Source organism: Trichocoleus sp. DQ-A2 (assembly GCF_039961915.1).
GTDB lineage: Bacteria > Cyanobacteriota > Cyanobacteriia > Cyanobacteriales > FACHB-T130 > FACHB-T130.
In genome coordinates this window covers 24,130-42,306 of sequence record NZ_JAMPKD010000002.1, presented here as the reverse complement: position 1 = coordinate 42,306, position 18,177 = coordinate 24,130, and the positions used below count along the sequence as shown (strand labels likewise).

Annotated in this window: 15 protein-coding genes; 5 read left to right on the top strand and 10 right to left on the bottom strand. The window is 46.5% G+C overall.

The window, feature by feature from the left end:
* Positions 1–201: 201 nt before the first annotated feature.
* Together NC997_RS01690 and NC997_RS01685 are read right to left on the bottom strand one after the other, a co-directional pair.
* Entirely contained in the window at positions 202–387 is a 186-nt protein-coding gene (locus tag NC997_RS01690; protein ID WP_190433756.1) for a hypothetical protein, read from the bottom strand.
* An 83-nt stretch (positions 388–470) separates the two neighbouring features.
* Complete coding sequence (locus NC997_RS01685; RefSeq protein ID WP_190529317.1) at positions 471–1,211, bottom strand: peptidylprolyl isomerase; 741 nt, start codon at positions 1,209–1,211, stop codon at positions 471–473.
* Between the two features lie 234 nt (positions 1,212–1,445).
* Here NC997_RS01685 and NC997_RS01680 point away from each other — a divergent pair, with 234 nt between their 5' ends.
* Entirely contained in the window at positions 1,446–1,838 is a 393-nt protein-coding gene (locus NC997_RS01680; protein WP_190529315.1) for a hypothetical protein, read from the top strand.
* Between the two features lie 365 nt (positions 1,839–2,203).
* On the opposite strand, the gene NC997_RS01675 is transcribed toward NC997_RS01680, so the two are convergent.
* The 6 genes from NC997_RS01675 to NC997_RS01650 all read right to left on the bottom strand — a co-directional run bounded on the left by NC997_RS01675 (position 2,204) and on the right by NC997_RS01650 (position 5,972).
* A complete protein-coding gene (locus tag NC997_RS01675) occupies positions 2,204–2,476 on the bottom strand; it encodes a hypothetical protein (RefSeq protein WP_190529313.1) in 273 nt (90 codons plus the stop codon).
* 117 nt (positions 2,477–2,593) lie between these two features.
* On the bottom strand, positions 2,594–2,803 hold the full coding sequence (locus NC997_RS01670; RefSeq protein ID WP_190415176.1) for a hypothetical protein: 210 nt from the start codon (positions 2,801–2,803) through the stop codon (positions 2,594–2,596).
* Positions 2,804–2,931: 128 nt separating this feature from the next.
* On the bottom strand, positions 2,932–3,144 hold the full coding sequence (locus tag NC997_RS01665; protein WP_190415177.1) for a hypothetical protein: 213 nt from the start codon (positions 3,142–3,144) through the stop codon (positions 2,932–2,934).
* A 142-nt stretch (positions 3,145–3,286) separates the two neighbouring features.
* Positions 3,287–3,505, bottom strand: a complete 219-nt coding sequence (locus NC997_RS01660) for a hypothetical protein (protein ID WP_190429765.1) — start codon at positions 3,503–3,505, stop codon at positions 3,287–3,289.
* Positions 3,506–3,758: 253 nt separating this feature from the next.
* A complete protein-coding gene (locus NC997_RS01655) occupies positions 3,759–4,184 on the bottom strand; it encodes a HetP family heterocyst commitment protein (RefSeq protein WP_190415179.1) in 426 nt (141 codons plus the stop codon).
* A 27-nt stretch (positions 4,185–4,211) separates the two neighbouring features.
* Positions 4,212–5,972, bottom strand: coding sequence for an HlyD family efflux transporter periplasmic adaptor subunit (locus NC997_RS01650; RefSeq protein WP_190415180.1), 1,761 nt, complete (start codon positions 5,970–5,972; stop codon positions 4,212–4,214).
* Positions 5,973–6,029: 57 nt separating this feature from the next.
* Between NC997_RS01650 and NC997_RS01645 the strand changes: the two genes are divergently transcribed.
* Positions 6,030–6,344 carry a hypothetical protein gene (locus NC997_RS01645; protein ID WP_190529311.1) on the top strand — a complete coding sequence of 105 codons (315 nt, stop codon included), beginning with the start codon at positions 6,030–6,032 and terminating at the stop codon, positions 6,342–6,344.
* A 46-nt stretch (positions 6,345–6,390) separates the two neighbouring features.
* On the opposite strand, the gene NC997_RS01640 is transcribed toward NC997_RS01645, so the two are convergent.
* Both NC997_RS01640 and NC997_RS01635 read right to left on the bottom strand, forming a co-directional pair.
* Positions 6,391–9,582, bottom strand: a complete 3,192-nt coding sequence (locus tag NC997_RS01640; RefSeq protein ID WP_242031466.1) for a peptidase domain-containing ABC transporter — start codon at positions 9,580–9,582, stop codon at positions 6,391–6,393.
* Between the two features lie 699 nt (positions 9,583–10,281).
* Positions 10,282–12,774, bottom strand: coding sequence for a GH116 family glycosyl hydrolase (locus NC997_RS01635; protein WP_190529309.1), 2,493 nt, complete (start codon positions 12,772–12,774; stop codon positions 10,282–10,284).
* Between the two features lie 409 nt (positions 12,775–13,183).
* Here NC997_RS01635 and NC997_RS01630 point away from each other — a divergent pair, with 409 nt between their 5' ends.
* From NC997_RS01630 to NC997_RS01620, 3 genes are all read left to right on the top strand, one after another.
* Entirely contained in the window at positions 13,184–13,684 is a 501-nt protein-coding gene (locus NC997_RS01630) for a pentapeptide repeat-containing protein (RefSeq protein ID WP_190529307.1), read from the top strand.
* A gap of 221 nt (positions 13,685–13,905) precedes the next feature.
* The gene (locus NC997_RS01625) at positions 13,906–14,235 is read left to right on the top strand and encodes a hypothetical protein (RefSeq protein ID WP_190529305.1); all 330 of its coding nucleotides are present in this window, start codon (positions 13,906–13,908) and stop codon (positions 14,233–14,235) included.
* A 406-nt stretch (positions 14,236–14,641) separates the two neighbouring features.
* On the top strand, positions 14,642–18,151 hold the full coding sequence (locus tag NC997_RS01620) for a PAS domain S-box protein (protein ID WP_190529302.1): 3,510 nt from the start codon (positions 14,642–14,644) through the stop codon (positions 18,149–18,151).
* Positions 18,152–18,177: the final 26 nt, after the last annotated feature.

Here is an 18,177-nt window from a genome sequence, read left to right as displayed (position 1 = left end):
CAGCCTCTTAGTAGGGAATAGTTGCTGTAGGGGCACGGCATTGCCGTGCCCCTACAATGGCATAGAGATTACTTTTTCTAGAAGTCCCTAATAGGAACATCCTAATGCTTGTAGAAAGGGCGATCTGTAATCGCTAGGGATATAACAATTCTCGTTTGGATGCAGTAAGATTATATCCCACCCCACTTTTCAGGCAGGTGTCTATTTAGAAGTCACGCTAGATGTTGAGCGACTGCTACAACGATTGCCGGAACAGACTTCAACCGTGACGCATTGACTAATTGTACTCTCACTATCATCCGACGTAATGACTACGCTCTTGGCTTCTGCAACACTTTTTCCATCAGATGAGACGATTCGCTGAATTAAGACTTTAGAACGGATCACGATTGATATCCTCCATTCTGAATACTGAATTAAAAGCAAGAGTTAACATTGAATTTTAAATTCACCCAAAATTGGTGGCTTGTTTAAACCATTTGGTTATGAATCATATAATTTAACTCACTGGTTAACCACTCTTGAAAGAGTCTATCAAGGATTTCTTGATACCTTTCAGGGGTTAATTCCGCAGGAATGAACTCTTCAACCATTAAGAGATGATAACCTTGCTCGGTTTGGATGGGTCCAATTACTTCTCCGATTTGGGCACTAAATATAAGGGCGGCGATCTCTGGCTTTAAGTTCCAGCGGAAAAGCTTGCCTTCCAATCCACAATGATGTCTGCGCCTTTCATCACAATCGTAAAGATAAGCAGCTTGATGAAAATCGATCTCCTCTTCTTCAATTTGATAGAAAAGTTCTTGAGCGACCTTTTCGTAAGGAACAATAATTTGGTAGAGTAAAACTTGGTCAAAATCAAGCCGATTTTCCGCGAAGAATTTTTCGACTTCTTTAGAGAACAGAGAATTTGCTAACTTGCAAGCCAAAATGCGATCGCTAATTCCTGCCTCCCAGTCATCCACAGTAATCATCTGGTCTGCCAGCCATGCTAGCGTGTCTGAGGCTTTCTCCAAACGCTTCTCATAACGCAGCCTATCCGCGTCAGCCTGAATTTCTTCTGCGGTGACTGTTAGGTTTCTTTCCTGAGCCGCTTTTTCGATGATTCTTTGATATAAAATTTTTTGATGGACATCCTTCAACTGAAGATTTTTTTTCAGGAAATTAACCACTTCATTCGGATGAATAGATGCCCCTGAAAGATCGGTCATATCATTGTTATGACTCCACTCAGTTAGACTTAATCAGTAACTAGCCTCAGACCAAGGCCTGGAAAAACTCGGCTACCTAGCCCTACAAGGCTATAGGAAGCTCCTTCATTGTTGCTACTATTATTTTCAACAGAAAGGTCTTTACGTTGTTCAATAATCTCACTCTTGTCTGGAAGAGATGATAGCAAAGAGAAGTTGCTAATGTAGGTTGCGGCAACGGTTGATGAGCGGGAAGTGCCTGGGACGTTAGGGTTAGAGAAGGTTGCCACTGGCAAGGTGGTTGAGATTCCAGCAGCATTAGGGATGATTGTTGCTGGCGCATTAACTTTAGCGCTAGTGATATTAGCGCTAGTGATATTAGCGCTATTGGGATTGGCAGAGGTTGCAGGTGTAGGAACGGTGACGCTAGTGGGATTGGTAGAGGTTGCGGGTGCGGCAACAGTGACGCTCGTAATATTAGGAGAAGTTGTAGATGCGGCAGCTGTGGCGCTAGCGCTACTGGATGTTGCGCTAGGAGTGAAGACTGTCGCACTTTGGCTACTGGGAGTCCCTGTAGGAGATGTCGCTGTCGCACTACTACTACTGCCAGAACCCGCTGAAGATGAGAATGCGCTAGAGGTACTTTGACTGCTGCTGAAACCGCTATCACCAGACGAGGTTGCTGTTGCACTACTGGTAGCGGTGACACTACTAGAACCACCTCCAGAGGAAAATGAACTAATGACGCTTAAAGCGCTGGTGAAATCTTTGCCACCCGGAGAGTTAGCTTGGGAAGGTAGAGCAACAGATACGATCAAGCTTCCAGCTAGACCAAGATACAAAACGCATTGAGATGATTTAATCATATTGTTTATATGTCCTTAGATCAACAACTTAAATAAAGTCAGCAAGGCAAACTAAGGCATAATTATCTTCAGTTTTTACAGTCACAGAAGGATTGATAAACAGTCCAAGGTAGGGTATATCTTGAACTGTTATCTGCCAAATCTAGATTAATAGCCACCGGAAGTCCATGTTGAAACAGACATATTACCCTTGCTCCCAAAAGCACTAGCTGTGGCCTTCAGGCTATTTTTTGTTCCCTTGCTACTGCTAGTCGAATAACTAAAGTAGTCCGTGTCTTTGACATCGATATAATCTATCGGGATGTTGATATCTTTCAAAAAGTCGTGCAAGGTAATCTTGCTTGAGCCACCTGTCACCCCACTTGAGTCCGAAATTCCAGAATCGAAAAAATTTAAATCATTGATTGTCAATCCACTCATGGGAGTCCTCCTGCTAACAAAAAGGCCGCTGAAAGCCTTTTTATTTACTTAAAATTGGCTTTCAGCAGTTCTCAGACTTAAATTTGCTCAATGACTAGAAGTAATAGCCATCGTTAATTAGTTACTTTGGTAAACGTTGGCTGAATTGGAAGAAATTGCTACGGCAGTTGCTGGACCGAAAAATGATTTAGCCGTTGCTTTGGAAGAAGCGTATTGACTGAGATAGCTGTAGTTGCTCTTAGATGTGCTGTAGTAGCTATAGCCAGCACCAACAACGCTGGGAGATTGTTCGGCAACTTCTAAATGGCTCAGGTCAGAAATAATCATGGGATGTCTCCTTTTCAAAATGGGTTTAGTTTTTGCAGAAATCTAGTTGAAAAGCCAATCCCGGGGATAAGTTTCCCCAAGGTTTACTACTGAAAAAGCTCAAAGTTTAGAGCAGCAGTCACCTTTCATCAATTAATTTGGTAAACGCTGGCGTCATTGGTAGAGATTGCTACCGCAGTTGCTGAACTTAAAAATGATTTAGCACTTGCCTTAGAAGAAGCGTATTGATCGACATAGCTGGAATTGCTCTTATAATTGCTATAGCTATAGCTATACCAACCACCAACAACACTGGGAGATTGCTTCGCAGCTTCCAAATGGCTCAGGTCAGAAATAATCATTCGATGTCTCCTTTCCAGATTGAGAGTTTGGTTTACTTTTTGAGTAACCGAGTTAGAAAGCCTATTGTCGATAGACTTCCAGAGAGGTTTACCCCGATAAATGCTCAATATTTAGAGCATTATTTAACAGCAACCGCAACTTTTAAAAATTTAGTTGGGTAACGGTGGCTACATTTGTAGAAATTGCTACGGCTGTTGCTGGACCAAATACTGATTTAGCCGTTGCTTTGGAAGAAGCGTATTGATTGAGATAGCTGGAATTGCTCTTATATTTGCTGTAGCTGGAGTAGCTATAGCCAGCACCAACAAGACTGGGAGATTGGTCGGCAACTTCCAAATGGCTTAGGTCAGAAATAATCATTAAATGTTTCCTTTGCAATTCAGTTTTTTTCTGAAACAACCTTGTTTGGTTGATATAAACAATATAAACAGTATGGTTAAGGTCGTGTTGCCATTTTGGCATTTTTTCTCGATGATTTAAAAAATAGTGTGAGAGCAGTTTTTTGGCAATTGTAAAAGAAAAACCTGCCCCATTCTTTAGTAAAGATGAACGCGGCAGGATTTTTACGACTGGTCAAAAAATCAACTTCAATCTTGAAGAGCAGATTTTTTTGTTATTTTAATTCCCGAAAAATTGAGTTTATTTTTTGAGTTTTTATGACTAACCAGGGATCAAAATGACCCCCGCTTCCCCGTACTTGTGGCTCAGCGATCGCTTCTAGATAACCAAGGTCTTTAATTGTGCTTAAGCACTTGTGTGACTCTAGGCTCTCTGACCCGATTGCAGCCCTTTGATTATCTGTATTTAAAGTATCTGTTTTACAGTTGGTGTGTCTGCCAACTTGGCAGTTTTCTTTGAGCAATCGGTTGTATGTTCGGTAGGGGATGTAGTGTAGGGGATTGTAACCAGCAAACCGCAATAGTAAAACGCAAGCCCAAGAATACTTTCCTTCCATGATGGCTTCAACAACTTGATTAAACTGTTCGGAATTCATGGTTTTGTCAAGTTTAGGATTAGAACAGGGAATGTGATAAGCCATAACAATTGCCCTTGGATAAATTTGGTTTTACAAACTGATGCCGCCTTTTTGCATCTGGCGGATGGGATCTAACAGAATGTCGGCAATCCGGCGTCGGCGGATGATAATCTCCGCAGAGGCAGTTTGACCGGCTTTAAATTTGATGTTTTGACGATCTGCATTGATATAGTTACGATCCAGCGCTACTTCAATTCGATAGACTTCTCCCAGTCGCTCATCGGGTTTCGCATCGGGAGAGACGGATTGTATCTTCCCGGAAACGATACCGTACTCTTGATAGGGGTAAGCGTCGAATTTGATTTTTACTGGCATTCCCGTTTTTACAAAGCCCGCTTCTTGATTGGGTAAACTGGCTACGAGAATCATGGGTGCTTTGTGGGGAGCGATTTCGGCAACAGTTTGGCTGGGTTGAACCACTTCGCCAACGTTGCGGACTTTCAGAGACGACACCACTCCATCAACGGCAGCAGTCAGAAACCGTTGTTTGAGCTTTGCTTTAGCGGCGTTCAGCAGATTTTGAGTTTCAGCAATTTGGGCTTTAAGCTGAGTCATTTCAACTTCTAATTCCTGAATTTGCTGCTGTGTTTCTATCTGAGTTTTGCGCTCTTGAGCTTGTTTTTGAGCGAGTTCTGCGTGGAGTTGCTGTGCTTGTGCGAGTGTCTGCTTTAAATCGCCTTGACTTGAAGCGATCGCGCGATCGCCATCTCGCAGAGCTTGCTGGGCCTCAAACAGTCGGTCTTTAAGAGTTGTGTCTTCTTCTAGTTGAGTTTTGGTGATGGCACTTTGGCGATCGCGCATCATTTGCTCGGCATCCAGCAAATATTTCTTGGAGATCGCCCCCTCTTTGACCAGCGGTTTTACCCTCTCGACTTCCTCTACCGCCGCCGCTACATCAGCTTTTAGTTTCTTGTGCAGTTCTGCCGTCGTCGCCGACAGGGGTTTTAGTGTTTCGAGTCTTTCTTGATTCGCCGTCTTTGCCGTTTGAAGTTGAGCGATTTGTTCGCGGGTAGCAGATCCTTTGGCATTGACTTCGGAGATCGCAGCAAAAGCTGCTTGAGTGTCTGAAGAAGCGATCGCTGTCTGGGTTTTCACTTCCAGATGCGTTTTCTCTAGAAGCGCTTGCTTCTGAATAAGTTGCATTTGATTCGTTGCCAGCATTTGCTGCAAACGCTCTACTTCACCCGCCGCAATTTGGGTATCCAGTTCCACTAACACTTGACCGGCTTTTACCGCTTGACCTTCTTTGACGGCAATGTTGGCAACCTTCCCCATTTCCACTGGGTCAATCTTGTAGACGGCTCCTTTGGGCATTAACCGTCCTTGAGCGTGACCCACTTCGTCAATTTGCCCAAAGGTAGCCCAAGCCCCAAAAGCCAGACAGAAAGCCATTCCGCCCAATATCAGCTGACGAGGAAGCGTGGAAGGTGGCTGGTCAAGCACCGTCTGCAACGAGGTAGACCATTGGTTGGTTCGAGTCTCTGGAGAAGTGGCAGACGCGAAATGAACTTGAGAATTGCTAGCTGTTTCAGTCGAGGTGGGCTGTACGCTCATTTCGATAGAGCCAGTCGCACCCCCGTAAATCTCAGCAAAAGAGCGATCGCACTGACGCTGAATCTTGCCAGGATGAGTAACCGACTCGCCTTGAGTCGGAGTACGGGATAATATCCCCTGGCTATCGAATGAATTCTGGTTGCTACCTGTATAGCCTGAGCCAAAAGGCTCAACGGGTGGAGTTAAGGGTAGGTTTGAGGCCGTTGATGCAGAAATCGATCTGATTGGTTTTTGCATGGCTGTGGCCCAGAATGAGCAAGTTCAAAGTTTGAGATTGAGGATGGCTCTCGTTGCTTGGATTTAACGAGCGGTGCCATTTTTAGCCGGTTTCAGCAACATTTTGGTTTGGCTTTTCATCGTTACCAATTTTTCCACAGGAACTCCCTTTTTATCCTAATTTCTGCTGCTTGGAAAGTCTGCCAAATTGGCATATTTTTTGCCAAATTTTCTGAATTAGCTGCCAATTCACCGACGACTGGAATTGATGATTGCAATGCTACTGAACAAATGGTCGTGGAAGAAGAATTTGGCAGAACAAGAATCTTTAACATCGTAACGGTTGTAATTTGCTCCACATTCCTGCCAACGGATGAAACCAATTTCAAGTAAAACTGTAATAATTCATACAAGTTGGCTCGGTTTAGAACATTTGGAGTTAAAGATCCAGTTGTTGCTGCGCTAGATGGTAATAAAGACCTTGAAGCGAAATCAGTTCATCATGAGTACCGCGCTCAATTAGAATGCCTCGATCTAAGACCAGGATGCAGTCAGCGTGTCGGACCGTTGAGAGTCGGTGGGCAATGATAAAAATTGTGCGATTTCGGCTAATTCGAGCTAAATTTTGCTGGAATCGCCGCTCGGAGTCAGTATCTAGAGAGCTGGTAGCTTCATCTAAAATCATAATTTGAGGATTTCCCAAAAGCGCTCGAGCGATCGCAATTCGTTGTCTCTGTCCGCCAGAGAGATTTGCCCCCCGTTCCCCAACTTTTGTGTGATATCCCAACGGCATATCTTGAATAAAAGCATGAGCTTCGGCAAGTTTTGCCACTTCAACAACTTGCTCTAAAATGAAGTCATCCGAGTAGAGCGTAATGTTTTCTAAAATGGTTCCAGAAAACAGAAAACACTCCTGCGGCACCACCCCCAACTGACTCCGCAAAGATGAGGGAGAAACATGGCGGGTATCGTGACCATCGACACAAATTCGACCGCTTGTTGGCTGATATAAACCCTGGAGAAGATTGACCAAGGTACTCTTTCCAGAACCGCTGCGCCCGACAATTGCCACCGTTTGCCCAGCAGTCACTTCAAAAGAAAGATTCTGAAGCGTATTGCGCTCTTGATCTGGAGAATAGCGGAATGTTACATTCTCCAATTTCACCTCGCCCCGCAACTGAGGCAGAACTAGCAAAGGTTTTTGAGGACTTTCTTCGGGTTGAGCTGAAAACACATCATTCAGCCGTTCCACAGATACCAAAACTTCTTGCAGTTCATCCCAAAGGTTCACCAGTTGCAGCACGGGGTTGATGACACTACCAATCATCATATTGAACGCCACAAACTGACCGATCGTGAGCCGATCCTGAATCACCAGGGTTGCGCCGTACCAAAGCAATGCCGTGGTACCCAAGGTATTAATGAAGCCGCCAGTGACTTGCAAGCCATTTGCCAGTTTTTGACCCTGAAATTGGGCATTTAGGGTGCTGGTTAAACGAGCTTCCCAGCGCCAGCGCAATTCTCGCTCCGCTGCTGCTGCTTTTACTGTAGCAATGCCGGTCATCATTTCCACGAGTGAGGAGTTTTGTCCCGCTTCCTCGTTAAAGATTTTCCGCGACACCCCTCTGAGAAATGGACTCGCCACTACCGTCAAAATGACAATCGGGGGAATTAGCGCCACCACTACTAAGGTGAGACGCCAGTTGTAATAAGCCATCAGCCCCAAATAGACGATTGCCATTGAGGCGTCTAACCAAGCTGTAACCGCTTGGCGAGTTAGAAACATCTGGATTTTCTGGTTTTCCTGAACGCGCGTGATAATGTCCCCGACATGGCGCGATTCAAAAAAGGCGAGGGGTAAGGTTAAGGTATGGCTGATAAAGCCGCCGATTAGGGTGAGGTCTAATCGGTTGCCAAAATAATCCAGCAGGTATTGTCGAATTCCCGTGACGCAGACGCGCCAAACGCCAAATAGTAGCAGACCAAGGCTGAAGACGTGCAGGGCGATCGCGCTTTTGTGAACAACCACCCGGTCGAGAATAATCTGGGTAAACAGGGGGGTAATCAGACCAAAAATCTGGATCAGCAGAGACGCCAGGATAATTTGTCCGATCAGGGAACGGTAAGGCCAAAGCAAACCCCAAAAGCGATTGAGAGAATTTTTTTCCGTTGGGGTGGCATGCAATGCTGGCGTCGGATCGAGAAGCAGGGCGTATCCCGTCCAACTCGCCAGAAATTCCGCCTGGGAAAGCGATCGTCTGCCGACAGCGGGATCGGCAATCAGGATGCGATCGCCCTTGACTCGGTAAACCACCACATAATGATCGCCCTGCCAGTGGGCAATCCAGGGGTTTTTCCCCTCGATTAAGCGGTTTAAACTCGCCCTGACGGGTTGTGCGTGAAATCCGACCTTTTCTGCCGCTGCGCCTAAGTTCTTCAGGGAGGCACCGGCACGCCCCACGCCAGCGAGATTCCGTAAGGAAGTGATGCTAAACCGTTTCCCCCAATATTGCCCTATCATTGTCAAGCAGGCAGCACCGCAGTCGGAAGAGCTTTGCTGCTCAATCAAGGGATAGCGTTGCCAAAACCATCGACCCGGACGCTTGACGGGTTTGGGAAAAGCAATCGGAGGCGATTCAGGGGGCTGGATATTTGCCTGCACATCTGAGTGAATTTGTGGCGGTCGATTGCCATTCCAAGACGCTGGTGGAGACAGGTTCTTTGGCTGATGCCGCAATTTCCCTTCCTCCGTAGATTCACGGTGCCCGTTTTCAAGCGATCGCTCGGCAACTGCTTCTGACTGCTCTGAGAAAGTTGCTGCGATTAGCGCAATTGCTCGTGCTGCCTCAAAGTGTTGCTTAGGCAACTGATAAACGACTAAATCGGTCTGGGCAATCCAACTGCTCGGTGTGGGATGAGGATACCCCCAACTTTGTCCGATAGGGGGGGGTAAATCTGCGTCTTGTCGGCTTTCAATTTGACCGCTGCGTAACCAAAAGCGACCCGCCTCGGAGGGTGTGGATTCAATCAAAGATGCTCCCGCTTCGATCCGCGTTTCTACTAGGTAGGGCAACAGTTGTCGTAGCCTATGGCTGCTCAAGCGCCGCCAGTCTGTAGAGGTTTTGAAGAAAATCAGACATTGCCGCCAAATTGCCTGCTGTTGCAGGTAGTCTTGCAGATTCGGGAGCCGCTCTAACCAAGGCTGAAGGTCTGCAATTGAAATCCGAGCCACAATTCCGGCACTGGCAGCGATCGCGCTCGTCAGCTCGCAATGATTGCCAAATACCTTTTCTGCCCCAAAACTTTCTCCCGATTCCACCACCAGAGCGGGAACTTCCTTACCCTGTGCTGCGTCTAAAGCCAGTAGCCGCACCCGACCTTGACAAACTAGGTAAAAATCCCCCTGATTTTGTTCATCACGAACTGAATTTCCTGAGGCAGTGGCGGCACTATAGTTAACAAGGCGATCGCCCAGTTGAAAATCGCAAAGTTCAAATGCTCCCTCGAAGTCGGAAGCAAAGCTCGTATCTGATTGGGACAGCCTCAAGAGATTGAGGATATCGGGAAGGCTAGAGTAAGCGTTTTGTATGTCCTGAAGCGGAGGATGACCCTGTACCAGCATCCGATTCATCAGTGAGCCTCTTAGCTTTCAAGGTTTGTGATTGGCTCAATATGCGTTTCCGGTAGGTATCGCAGTAGTAACCGCTAGAATCCTTAGCCAGAAAGCATCTTTTCGATAAATTTCCCGAAAACTATAAACAGCCTAAAATTTTTAACTTTAGGTTTTTGTAAAAAAAGCATTAAAGGGAAGTTAAGGCTATTTAACCGTTAACAATGTATATGTCTTAGTGAATTTACTGAGGATTTGTCAACCGAGGCGCTAACGAATCTCATGGCTTCCATACAACTTTACAGAATCTTTACAAAAAAATGATGGAAGCTTTATGGAATCGTTCGATTTGTTCATCGTAACTTTACAATAAACATTCTTAACTCCGTAAATTCCGCACTGTCTTTCGCAATTGATATTTAAATTCGTTAGTGTAGCAGCAAATTCTATCAATCTGATATATTTCACAAACGGGGATGCTGCTCAATCCTTCTTGAATCAGACAAACTTAACCCCCAATCCCCCTACCAGGGAAGGGGGATAATTTCACTTTCGCCTTAGAGGATGCTGTTGGCTAATCGGGGAAAAACGATTTCATTTCACATTTTTACCGCTACACTGAATGCTTCTCTTTTCTCCAATTGAGTGGAGAGTTGGGGGATTAAATGTGTAGCATCCCCAAGGGAAATTCGGATAACAAAAAATATCGGGATACTGCCGTTAAAAGTGCGTTATCATGCCGTAGATTGCCCAAATTGCCATTGCTCGCAGGTAATGACTAGCGCGGAAAGTACCGGCAGCAGTAATCGCTTCCGGGGTTCGGAATTGCAACCCATTCTCATAAATTTGCTGCACCACAGCTTCCGTCATTTGGAAGGCTTCCTCTTTCATTCCCATCTGGATCATGAATGCTGCTAGCCCAAAGTTAATACCAGTCCAAACTTCCAGGGGATGAGTCGCGTCGGGGTTTGCTGGTGTACCGTCGGGTTTGACGCCATTAACGGCACCGATAAAGGTTTCAGGTTCGGAGGGCGGGAGGTGCCGATTGAAATTCAAAAAACAAGAATTATAGACAGTTTTTAAGGCAGATTCGGCACGCTCAAGCGGCACGAGATCGGGTAATTTTAATAAACGAGCGTAGAACTGACCGCATAGCTGATCTGCCATCACGATATCAGAGCCGCTTTCGCTATCGAGCCGGTAGTATTGACCGTTCCAGAGTTTTTCTTGATACACCTGCCGGGATTGTTTTAGCCAGATTTGGTATTCGGTAATTGGTAATTGGTAATCAGGGGAATTTTCTTCGGAGTTGAACTCAGACTTGTGTAATATTTCACCAATGGCGATCGCTGCCTCCAATGCTGCAATCCACAAGCCGCCGCAGTAGGCGCTAACCCCCTGCAACTTCCAATCATCGAACGTTTGATCGGGCGCACCCGAATTTTCGGGAATCCCATCCCCATCGATATCAAATTGCTTGACATAAGCAAGCGTCTTCACAATCGGCACCCAACACTCGCGCAAAAATTCGATATCTGTGGAACCCGTTAGGACAAAATCTCGATAAACCTGCAACACAAAGTCGCAGGGTAAATCTTTCCACAGGTTGCAATCTTGATAGCTGGTGTAGTTCGTTTTCTCCCACGGATGCTCGTTGGGGGCACCCAAATCGTGGGGCGTCGCATCGGCGGCTTTGCGAATGGCTGAGGCTTGGTTATAGCCGATAATTCGGGGCGTCTCGTCGTGGGTGGAAATCGCCCGTGCATAAGCTTCTAGCACCGCTTTGTCCAGTTTAGGCCAGAGCATCATCAAAGCAAATGAGCCGTAAAGTCGCACATCTAAGCTTTCGTACCAGCGATAATCCAAGCACTCTAGGACGCCAAATTGCCCCACGGGGTCATCTTCCGAAGCCGCTGTCCAGAGAGTGCCGCCGTCGCACAGTAAGTACAGCTCATTAAACAGCGCCATTTTGAACCAATTGGGCAAGTCTTGACGCTGCAAAATCGGCTGTTGCCATTCTCGGATCGCATCCTTCCACATATCATCTTGCTTGAGAGCGGTGCGAACCATCGACCAGGCATTTTTGCCGTTTCGACCAAAGAAATCGGTGTAGCGGCGGTAGTATTGAGTGCCCAGATTTGGTTGCTGGGTACTCCGTGAGAAGTCCATCACTGGAAAATCCCAGCAGACGATGAAGGGAATTTGGCGAGTTCTCCCAGGTTTTAGAGTAAACCGGACAGCGATCGCGCAACCGATTTGTTCTCCCGGTGCTGCCGGAGTTTCATCTTCTCGATCTGGCAACGAGCCATTACAAGCGAATAAATCCCAAATATCTGAGCCATCCCCGATCGGGTTCCAACGACCGTGATAGAAGACTTCTAAACTAGGATTTGTGACAGTTGCGATCGCCCACTGTCCTTCTCCCTCTCCGACTTCATCGTGTAGCCTCACCCGATCTAGCAGACAACCCACTCGGTGGAAGTCCACAATCCACTGATTTAAATTTCCGGTACTATCCCCCCAGCGCGGCTGGTACTCGTAAACCGGACTGCCATCATCCCGCACCTGCACTTCTGGAGATTGAATTGCATTCGTAAACCAACCTACGACATTCTGCCACGTCAGCATGATGCTAATCGTGATCGGCTTATCCGTAGGATTGTGGGCAGTCCAGTGAAAGATTCCTGTCGGGTAAGAGCTTTCTTGATAGTTACCAGCCCAAATGGGGGAGAATTGCTCGCACGTCAACTGAGACTGAAAAACCCCTTCATAAACAAACCAGCTGCGGGGATACAGCGCATGATAGGTTCCAGTGCTGCCTGCTGAGTTTGATTCCTCGTTTAATTGTTCATTTTTAATTTTTGATTCGCTCGGATACCATAACCACCGGGATAAAGTCCCATCCTCAGGCGGTTCTGTACAAAGCGCATAAGCTTGCGCGGGGGAGTCTTCTGGCTGCTCGAAGACGCTGAACTGACAAGCAGGCAGGCTCCGGAAGACGTGTTCTCCGCCATCCAAATGCCACAAGTTAAAGTCGCCACGCGAAGAACGACCGATGCATCCGGCTCCAAAGCCACCCAAGGGCATCCCGTGCCAAGGGCCATCGTCGAGATTACTAGGGTAGCGAACCGTGTGGGGTTTGTCCCAGCCGAGACCAATGGGACGACTCCAAGTACAATCGGGGATTTCGGGGCGAGGGCGTTGATAGATCATGCCTTGATTTTACGGTCTTTCGTTCCTACGATTACCCAAATTTTGTCAGTTCTTCTCTAGCTTCCCGATAAATTGGGGAGTTAAGAAGTCTATATACTGCAAACAAAAAACAAAATGTATTAGCATTGCATATTGCGTAGTATTACTTAATTGCGAAAACTTTTCTTGTTGATTTCTCCTGAAAAATACGTAACTTAATCTATATTTTACAGGCATCTTTTTATAACCATCTGTATGACTAAATGTTAAGAAATTGCACTACAATCTTAAATTTTTAATTATTTCTTTACCTCTAAAAAAATGACAAACTTCACTAAACTTTTATAGATTCTTTATCATTTCCAATGCTTATTTTTATGTCTAAAGGGGGATGATAAAAAAATATTCAATCTGAATCCAAGAGTATTACATGGAAGTTATCTCTCAGAAAACTGATTCATCAGCGAATCCACAGCCAGAGTTGGTTCAAAAAAAAGCTGACGAACTTCTCAAACGATACGCTACCGGACAAAGAACCTTTAGTAAGGTAACAATGCAGACAGGCAAGCTATGTATTTCTACATTTAACTTGATGGGAGCCAATTTAAGAACTGCTTGTCTAAGCGGAATTGTCCTAGTTGGCGCTAACCTAAGTCAAGCTGATTTGGCTGCAATCGACTTAAGGCGATCGGATCTCAGTAAAGCCAATTTAACTGGCGCGAACTTATGGAAAGCAGACCTCAGTGGGACAAACCTTAGTTATGCAAATTTAAGTGAAGCTTTTTTGGGGGGAGCTAACTTGAATGGAGTGAATCTATATGGAGCTAATTTGAGTCGATCCAATCTCAGAGGAGCCGATTTGTTGGAAGTTGACTTGAGCGGAGCCATTCTGACTCAGGCAATTATGCCCGATGGCAGTATCCATGAGTGAAAAGGATTGGGAACATCTTAAGGGATGTCCAGAACCAAAGCAGAATATCGCCCAACGCGAAGAGGGCGCGGCGTTTGTCTAGAGGTATCCCTTGGCTGAATCAACGCGCGATCGCGTTCCATCTACTCTCCATGTATATGTAAAATATCTTAGGTCTACCTACTTTGCTTCCCAATAGCAGCGCGTTGACCGTTGTTGATTAATTAGAGTGTATTTGTAAAATGGGTCTTAAAATCGTCGAGAATTTTGACAGTAGTTTTGCGCTTCTTCCAGAAGCGAAGGAAGCTCTGTTCAGTTTATTAACAGGTGAAGCTTTTCTCACCCAAATTACCGAACAGACAAACTGGGAAGGGGTTGAGTTTACAGAATTACTTTTTCAACCTGTTCCTTACAGCACTGCAACTCCCAAAGGAATGCCAGCAGAATTTGAAACATATAAAGAATCTGACGATCATATTATCATCAACGTGCCGCCGAACTTTATGTTCAAAGCAAAAATATTTAAACCGTCTCGTCTTTGTGCCATTTATAGAAAGGCGCAGTTAAATTAAGATAGGCTAGGTGGTTGAAACCGCAGCTATACACACAAAACCTGCCTTCTCTGGTTTAAAATTTATGATTTTTCGTTAGTCCGCTTGGCGCGGACTTATTTTGTTTAGCCGCGATTTCCAATTTCCAGGGCTAATAAGTTGACGATGAGCGCTTCTCCATAAGTCGTCAAAGCGAGATACCCGACTTCTTGAAGAAGTCGGGTATCTGAATTCTTAGCATCTTACAAGGCAATTGTTTCAAGCTTGTGCAGCGTTTATTTAAAAGGACTCCAAAAATAAAAAATAGAATTTTTAAAATAGCTAAAAATAATCCAGAAGGTAAATAGACAAAAATATTTATCTATCATAAGGTCATAAAGTGAAAACAGTTTTATCAAGTTAGTCTGAGGACTCAGCTAACGGTCCTATGTTAAAAGTGTTAAAAGTCACGCGCTCTCAACTGCAACGTTATGGTATCGCGGCTTTATCAGTCACCTTAACGCTGCTGCTGCTTCTGCTATTGCCGCCGACTAAAACATCCATTTCACCGTTGTTTTTTGCCGCCGTGACGTTCAGTGCCTGGTATGGCGGACTGGGGCCAGGGATAGTGGCTACGATAGTGGCTGTTTTAGCTAACAACTATTTCTTCGTACCTCCGATCTATCAGCTAGCAATCAGCCGTGAGACGGACGTTCTCCAGCTAGTCATATTTAGCTTAGTCGCACTGCTGATTAGTTCGTTAAATGCAGAATTACTGGCTGCGAAGCAACGAAGTGAGGCAAGCTTATCAAAACTAGAAGTAAGCTACCGTCGCCTGATTGATACAGCTCACGAAGGCATCTGGTTGATTACCCCAAACTTGCGGACAGATTACGCGAATCAGCGGTTAGCTGAGATGTTGGGTTACAGCGTCCAAGAGATGGGCGATCGCTTTGTTTTTGACTTCATCAATCGAGAGGAACGCATCGAGGCAGAGGAACACATTGAGCGAAGTAAACAGGGAATTCGAGAGCAATTTGACTTTCGGCTTCGCCGTAAAAATGGCGAAGACCTTTGGGCAATCCTCTCCACAAACCCGATTCTCAATCGGCAAGGTGAGTTTATCGGGGTGCTGACAATGCTGACCGACATCACCAAGCGCAAACAAACCGAGAAGGCACTCCAAGAGAGCGAGAGGCGCTTCCGACGCCTGGTTGAGGCGAATATTTTTGGTGTCACCTTCGCCAACTTTACTGGAAAAATCAACTACGCCAACGACGCTTTCCTGAAATTAGTCGGATATGAGCGGGAGGATTTGGTTTCGGGTCGGCTTTCCTGGGAACAGATAACACCGCCGGAATATCTGCATTTGGATGCACAGGCAGCCGAAGAACTCAAGAAAAATGGTGTCTGTACCCCATTTGAAAAAGAATATATCCGTAAAGACGGGAGCCGGGTTCCCATTCTTATTGGTGGTGCCCTGTTACAGGAACCTTACGACCAGCAACAAGAAGGGATGGCCTTCTTGATAGACATAAGCGATCGCAAGCGAGCGGAGGAAGCGCTGCAACTGCGATCGCAAGCACTCCAGAATCAGCAGCAATGGCTAGAAGACGTGCTGAATCTGTTGCCATCTGGCTTGTTGTTTATTGAGCCAGGGACGGGTCGAGTCCTCTTCGCCAACCGAGCCGCTGACGAGTTGGCAGGAGGCGAATTTCCCAAAAATAAACCAGCCGAAGAGTACCACACCGTTTACTATTGCACGGATGCGACGGGAGCGCAGATTCCCGACGAGCAAATGCCAGGGGTACGAGTGGCACGCGGCGAACGGCTCAACGGGTTTGAGATGAACTGGCACACGCCAGGAGGAATCCGTCCCTTGATGGTCTTTGCGGATACCCTGCCAGCGATGCACGGTCACTCTCCTGTCTGTGTCGTAATGTTCCAAGACATTAGCAAACGCAAGCAAGCAGAAGCAGCTCTGCGCCAGAGTGAGGAACGGTATTCTACCTTAGCGAGAGTTTCACGGGTGGGAATCTTCCATACGGATAGTCAGGGAAAGTGTTTGTATACCAACGAACGCTGGTGTGAACTTACCGGAATCACTTCAGAAGCAGCATTGGGGGCAGGCTGGGAAACTGCCCTTCATCCGGATGATCGCCAACGTATCTTTGCCGAATGGTATCAAGCCGCGCAGGAGAACCGGCTTTTCCAATCAGAGTATCGATATCAACGTTCCGACGGTTCGGTGGCTTGGGTATTAGGTCAAGCGGCTCCTGAAATTGGAGAAAACGGTGAGACAATCGGCTATGTTGGCACCGTTACTGATATTAGCGATCGCAAACAAATAGAAATTGCACTGCAAGAAAGCGAAATGCGACTGCGGCGCATCGTTGACTCAAATATCATTGGCATCTTTTTCGGCGATCTGAGCGGCAAAATTACCGAAGCCAACGATGCCTTCCTGCAAATCGTCGGCTATACGCGGGAGGATTTACAAGCTGGTGAAATTGCTTGGAATCTGATGACTCCACCAGAATACGTCGAGCGGACTCAGCAGGCGGTTAACGAACTCAGAGAACAGGGAGTTTGCGTTCCCTTTGAAAAAGAATTGATCCGTAAAGATGGCAGCCGCGTCTTTGTACTGGTGGGGACTGCTTTGTTTGAGGGATCTCTACAAGAGCAGGGTGTCTGCTACGTCCTCGATCTGAGTGAACGCAAGCGAGCCGAAGAAGAACGCGATCGCCTCTTCAAGCTGGAACAGGCAGCACGCGCTCAAGCGGAGTCAGCCAACCGGATGAAAGATGAATTTCTTGCTGTCCTCTCCCATGAGGTGAGAACGCCTCTCAATCCAATCCTGGGTTGGGCAAAACTCCTCCGCAGCCGCAAGTTTGATGAAAAAACCACCGCCCGCGCCCTAGAAACGATTGAGCGCAATGCCGAATTACAGTCGCGGCTGATCGAGGATTTGCTAGATATTTCGCGGATTCTGCAAGGCAAACTGAGTTTAAATATTGCCCCGGTTAACTTGGTGGCAACGATTGAGGAGGCGATGGAAACGGTGCGTCTAGCAGCTGAAGCGAAGTCGATTCAAATTCACTCAGCGATCGCTCCCAATCTGGGTAAGGTATTGGGGGATGCCAATCGCTTACAGCAAGTCGTCTGGAATCTGCTCTCCAACGCTGTTAAATTTACACCGATAGGAGGACAGGTAAAAATTCAACTTTCACAAGTCCCAAGTCCAGAGAATTCTGAATTCATTCAATCAAAATTCAATCAAAATTCCTATGCCCAAATCCAAGTAAGAGACATGGGGAGGGGAATTCACCCAGACTTTTTGCCCTTCGTCTTTGATTCCTTTCGTCAAGCTGATAGCCAAACGACACGGGTATCCGGGGGATTGGGGTTAGGACTGGCAATTGTCCACCACCTCGTAGAACTTCATGGGGGTACTGTTACGGCTGCAAGTCCGGGAGAAGGGCAAGGGGCAACCTTCACTGTGACGCTACCCCTAATGACAACTGCGCCTCAGACGAGTCAGGACAATCCGTTACTTGATAATTCTCCAAATTTGGAAGGGGTAAAGCTACTGGTTGTAGATGATGAGGTGGATACGCGGGAGTTAATCGTCTTCATTCTCGAAGAGTGTGGCGCACAGGTACGCGCTGTGGCATCGGCGGCTGAGGCGCTGGAGGCGCTAGCTCAGATGAAGCCGGATTTGCTGTTGAGCGATATTGGAATGCCTGAAATGGATGGCTATATGCTGATTCGTCAAATCCGAGCCAGGAGTGCAGAGGAAGGGGGAGAGACTCCCGCGATCGCCCTAACCGCTTATGCTGGCGAAACTGACAATCAGCAAATACTAAAAGCAGGCTTCCAGAGACACCTCACCAAGCCAATTGAGCCAGACGAGTTAGCGGTAGCGATCGCTAGCCTGATGAGCAGCATCAGTTCCTGAAGCTACCCTTCCCGAAAGAATTGATG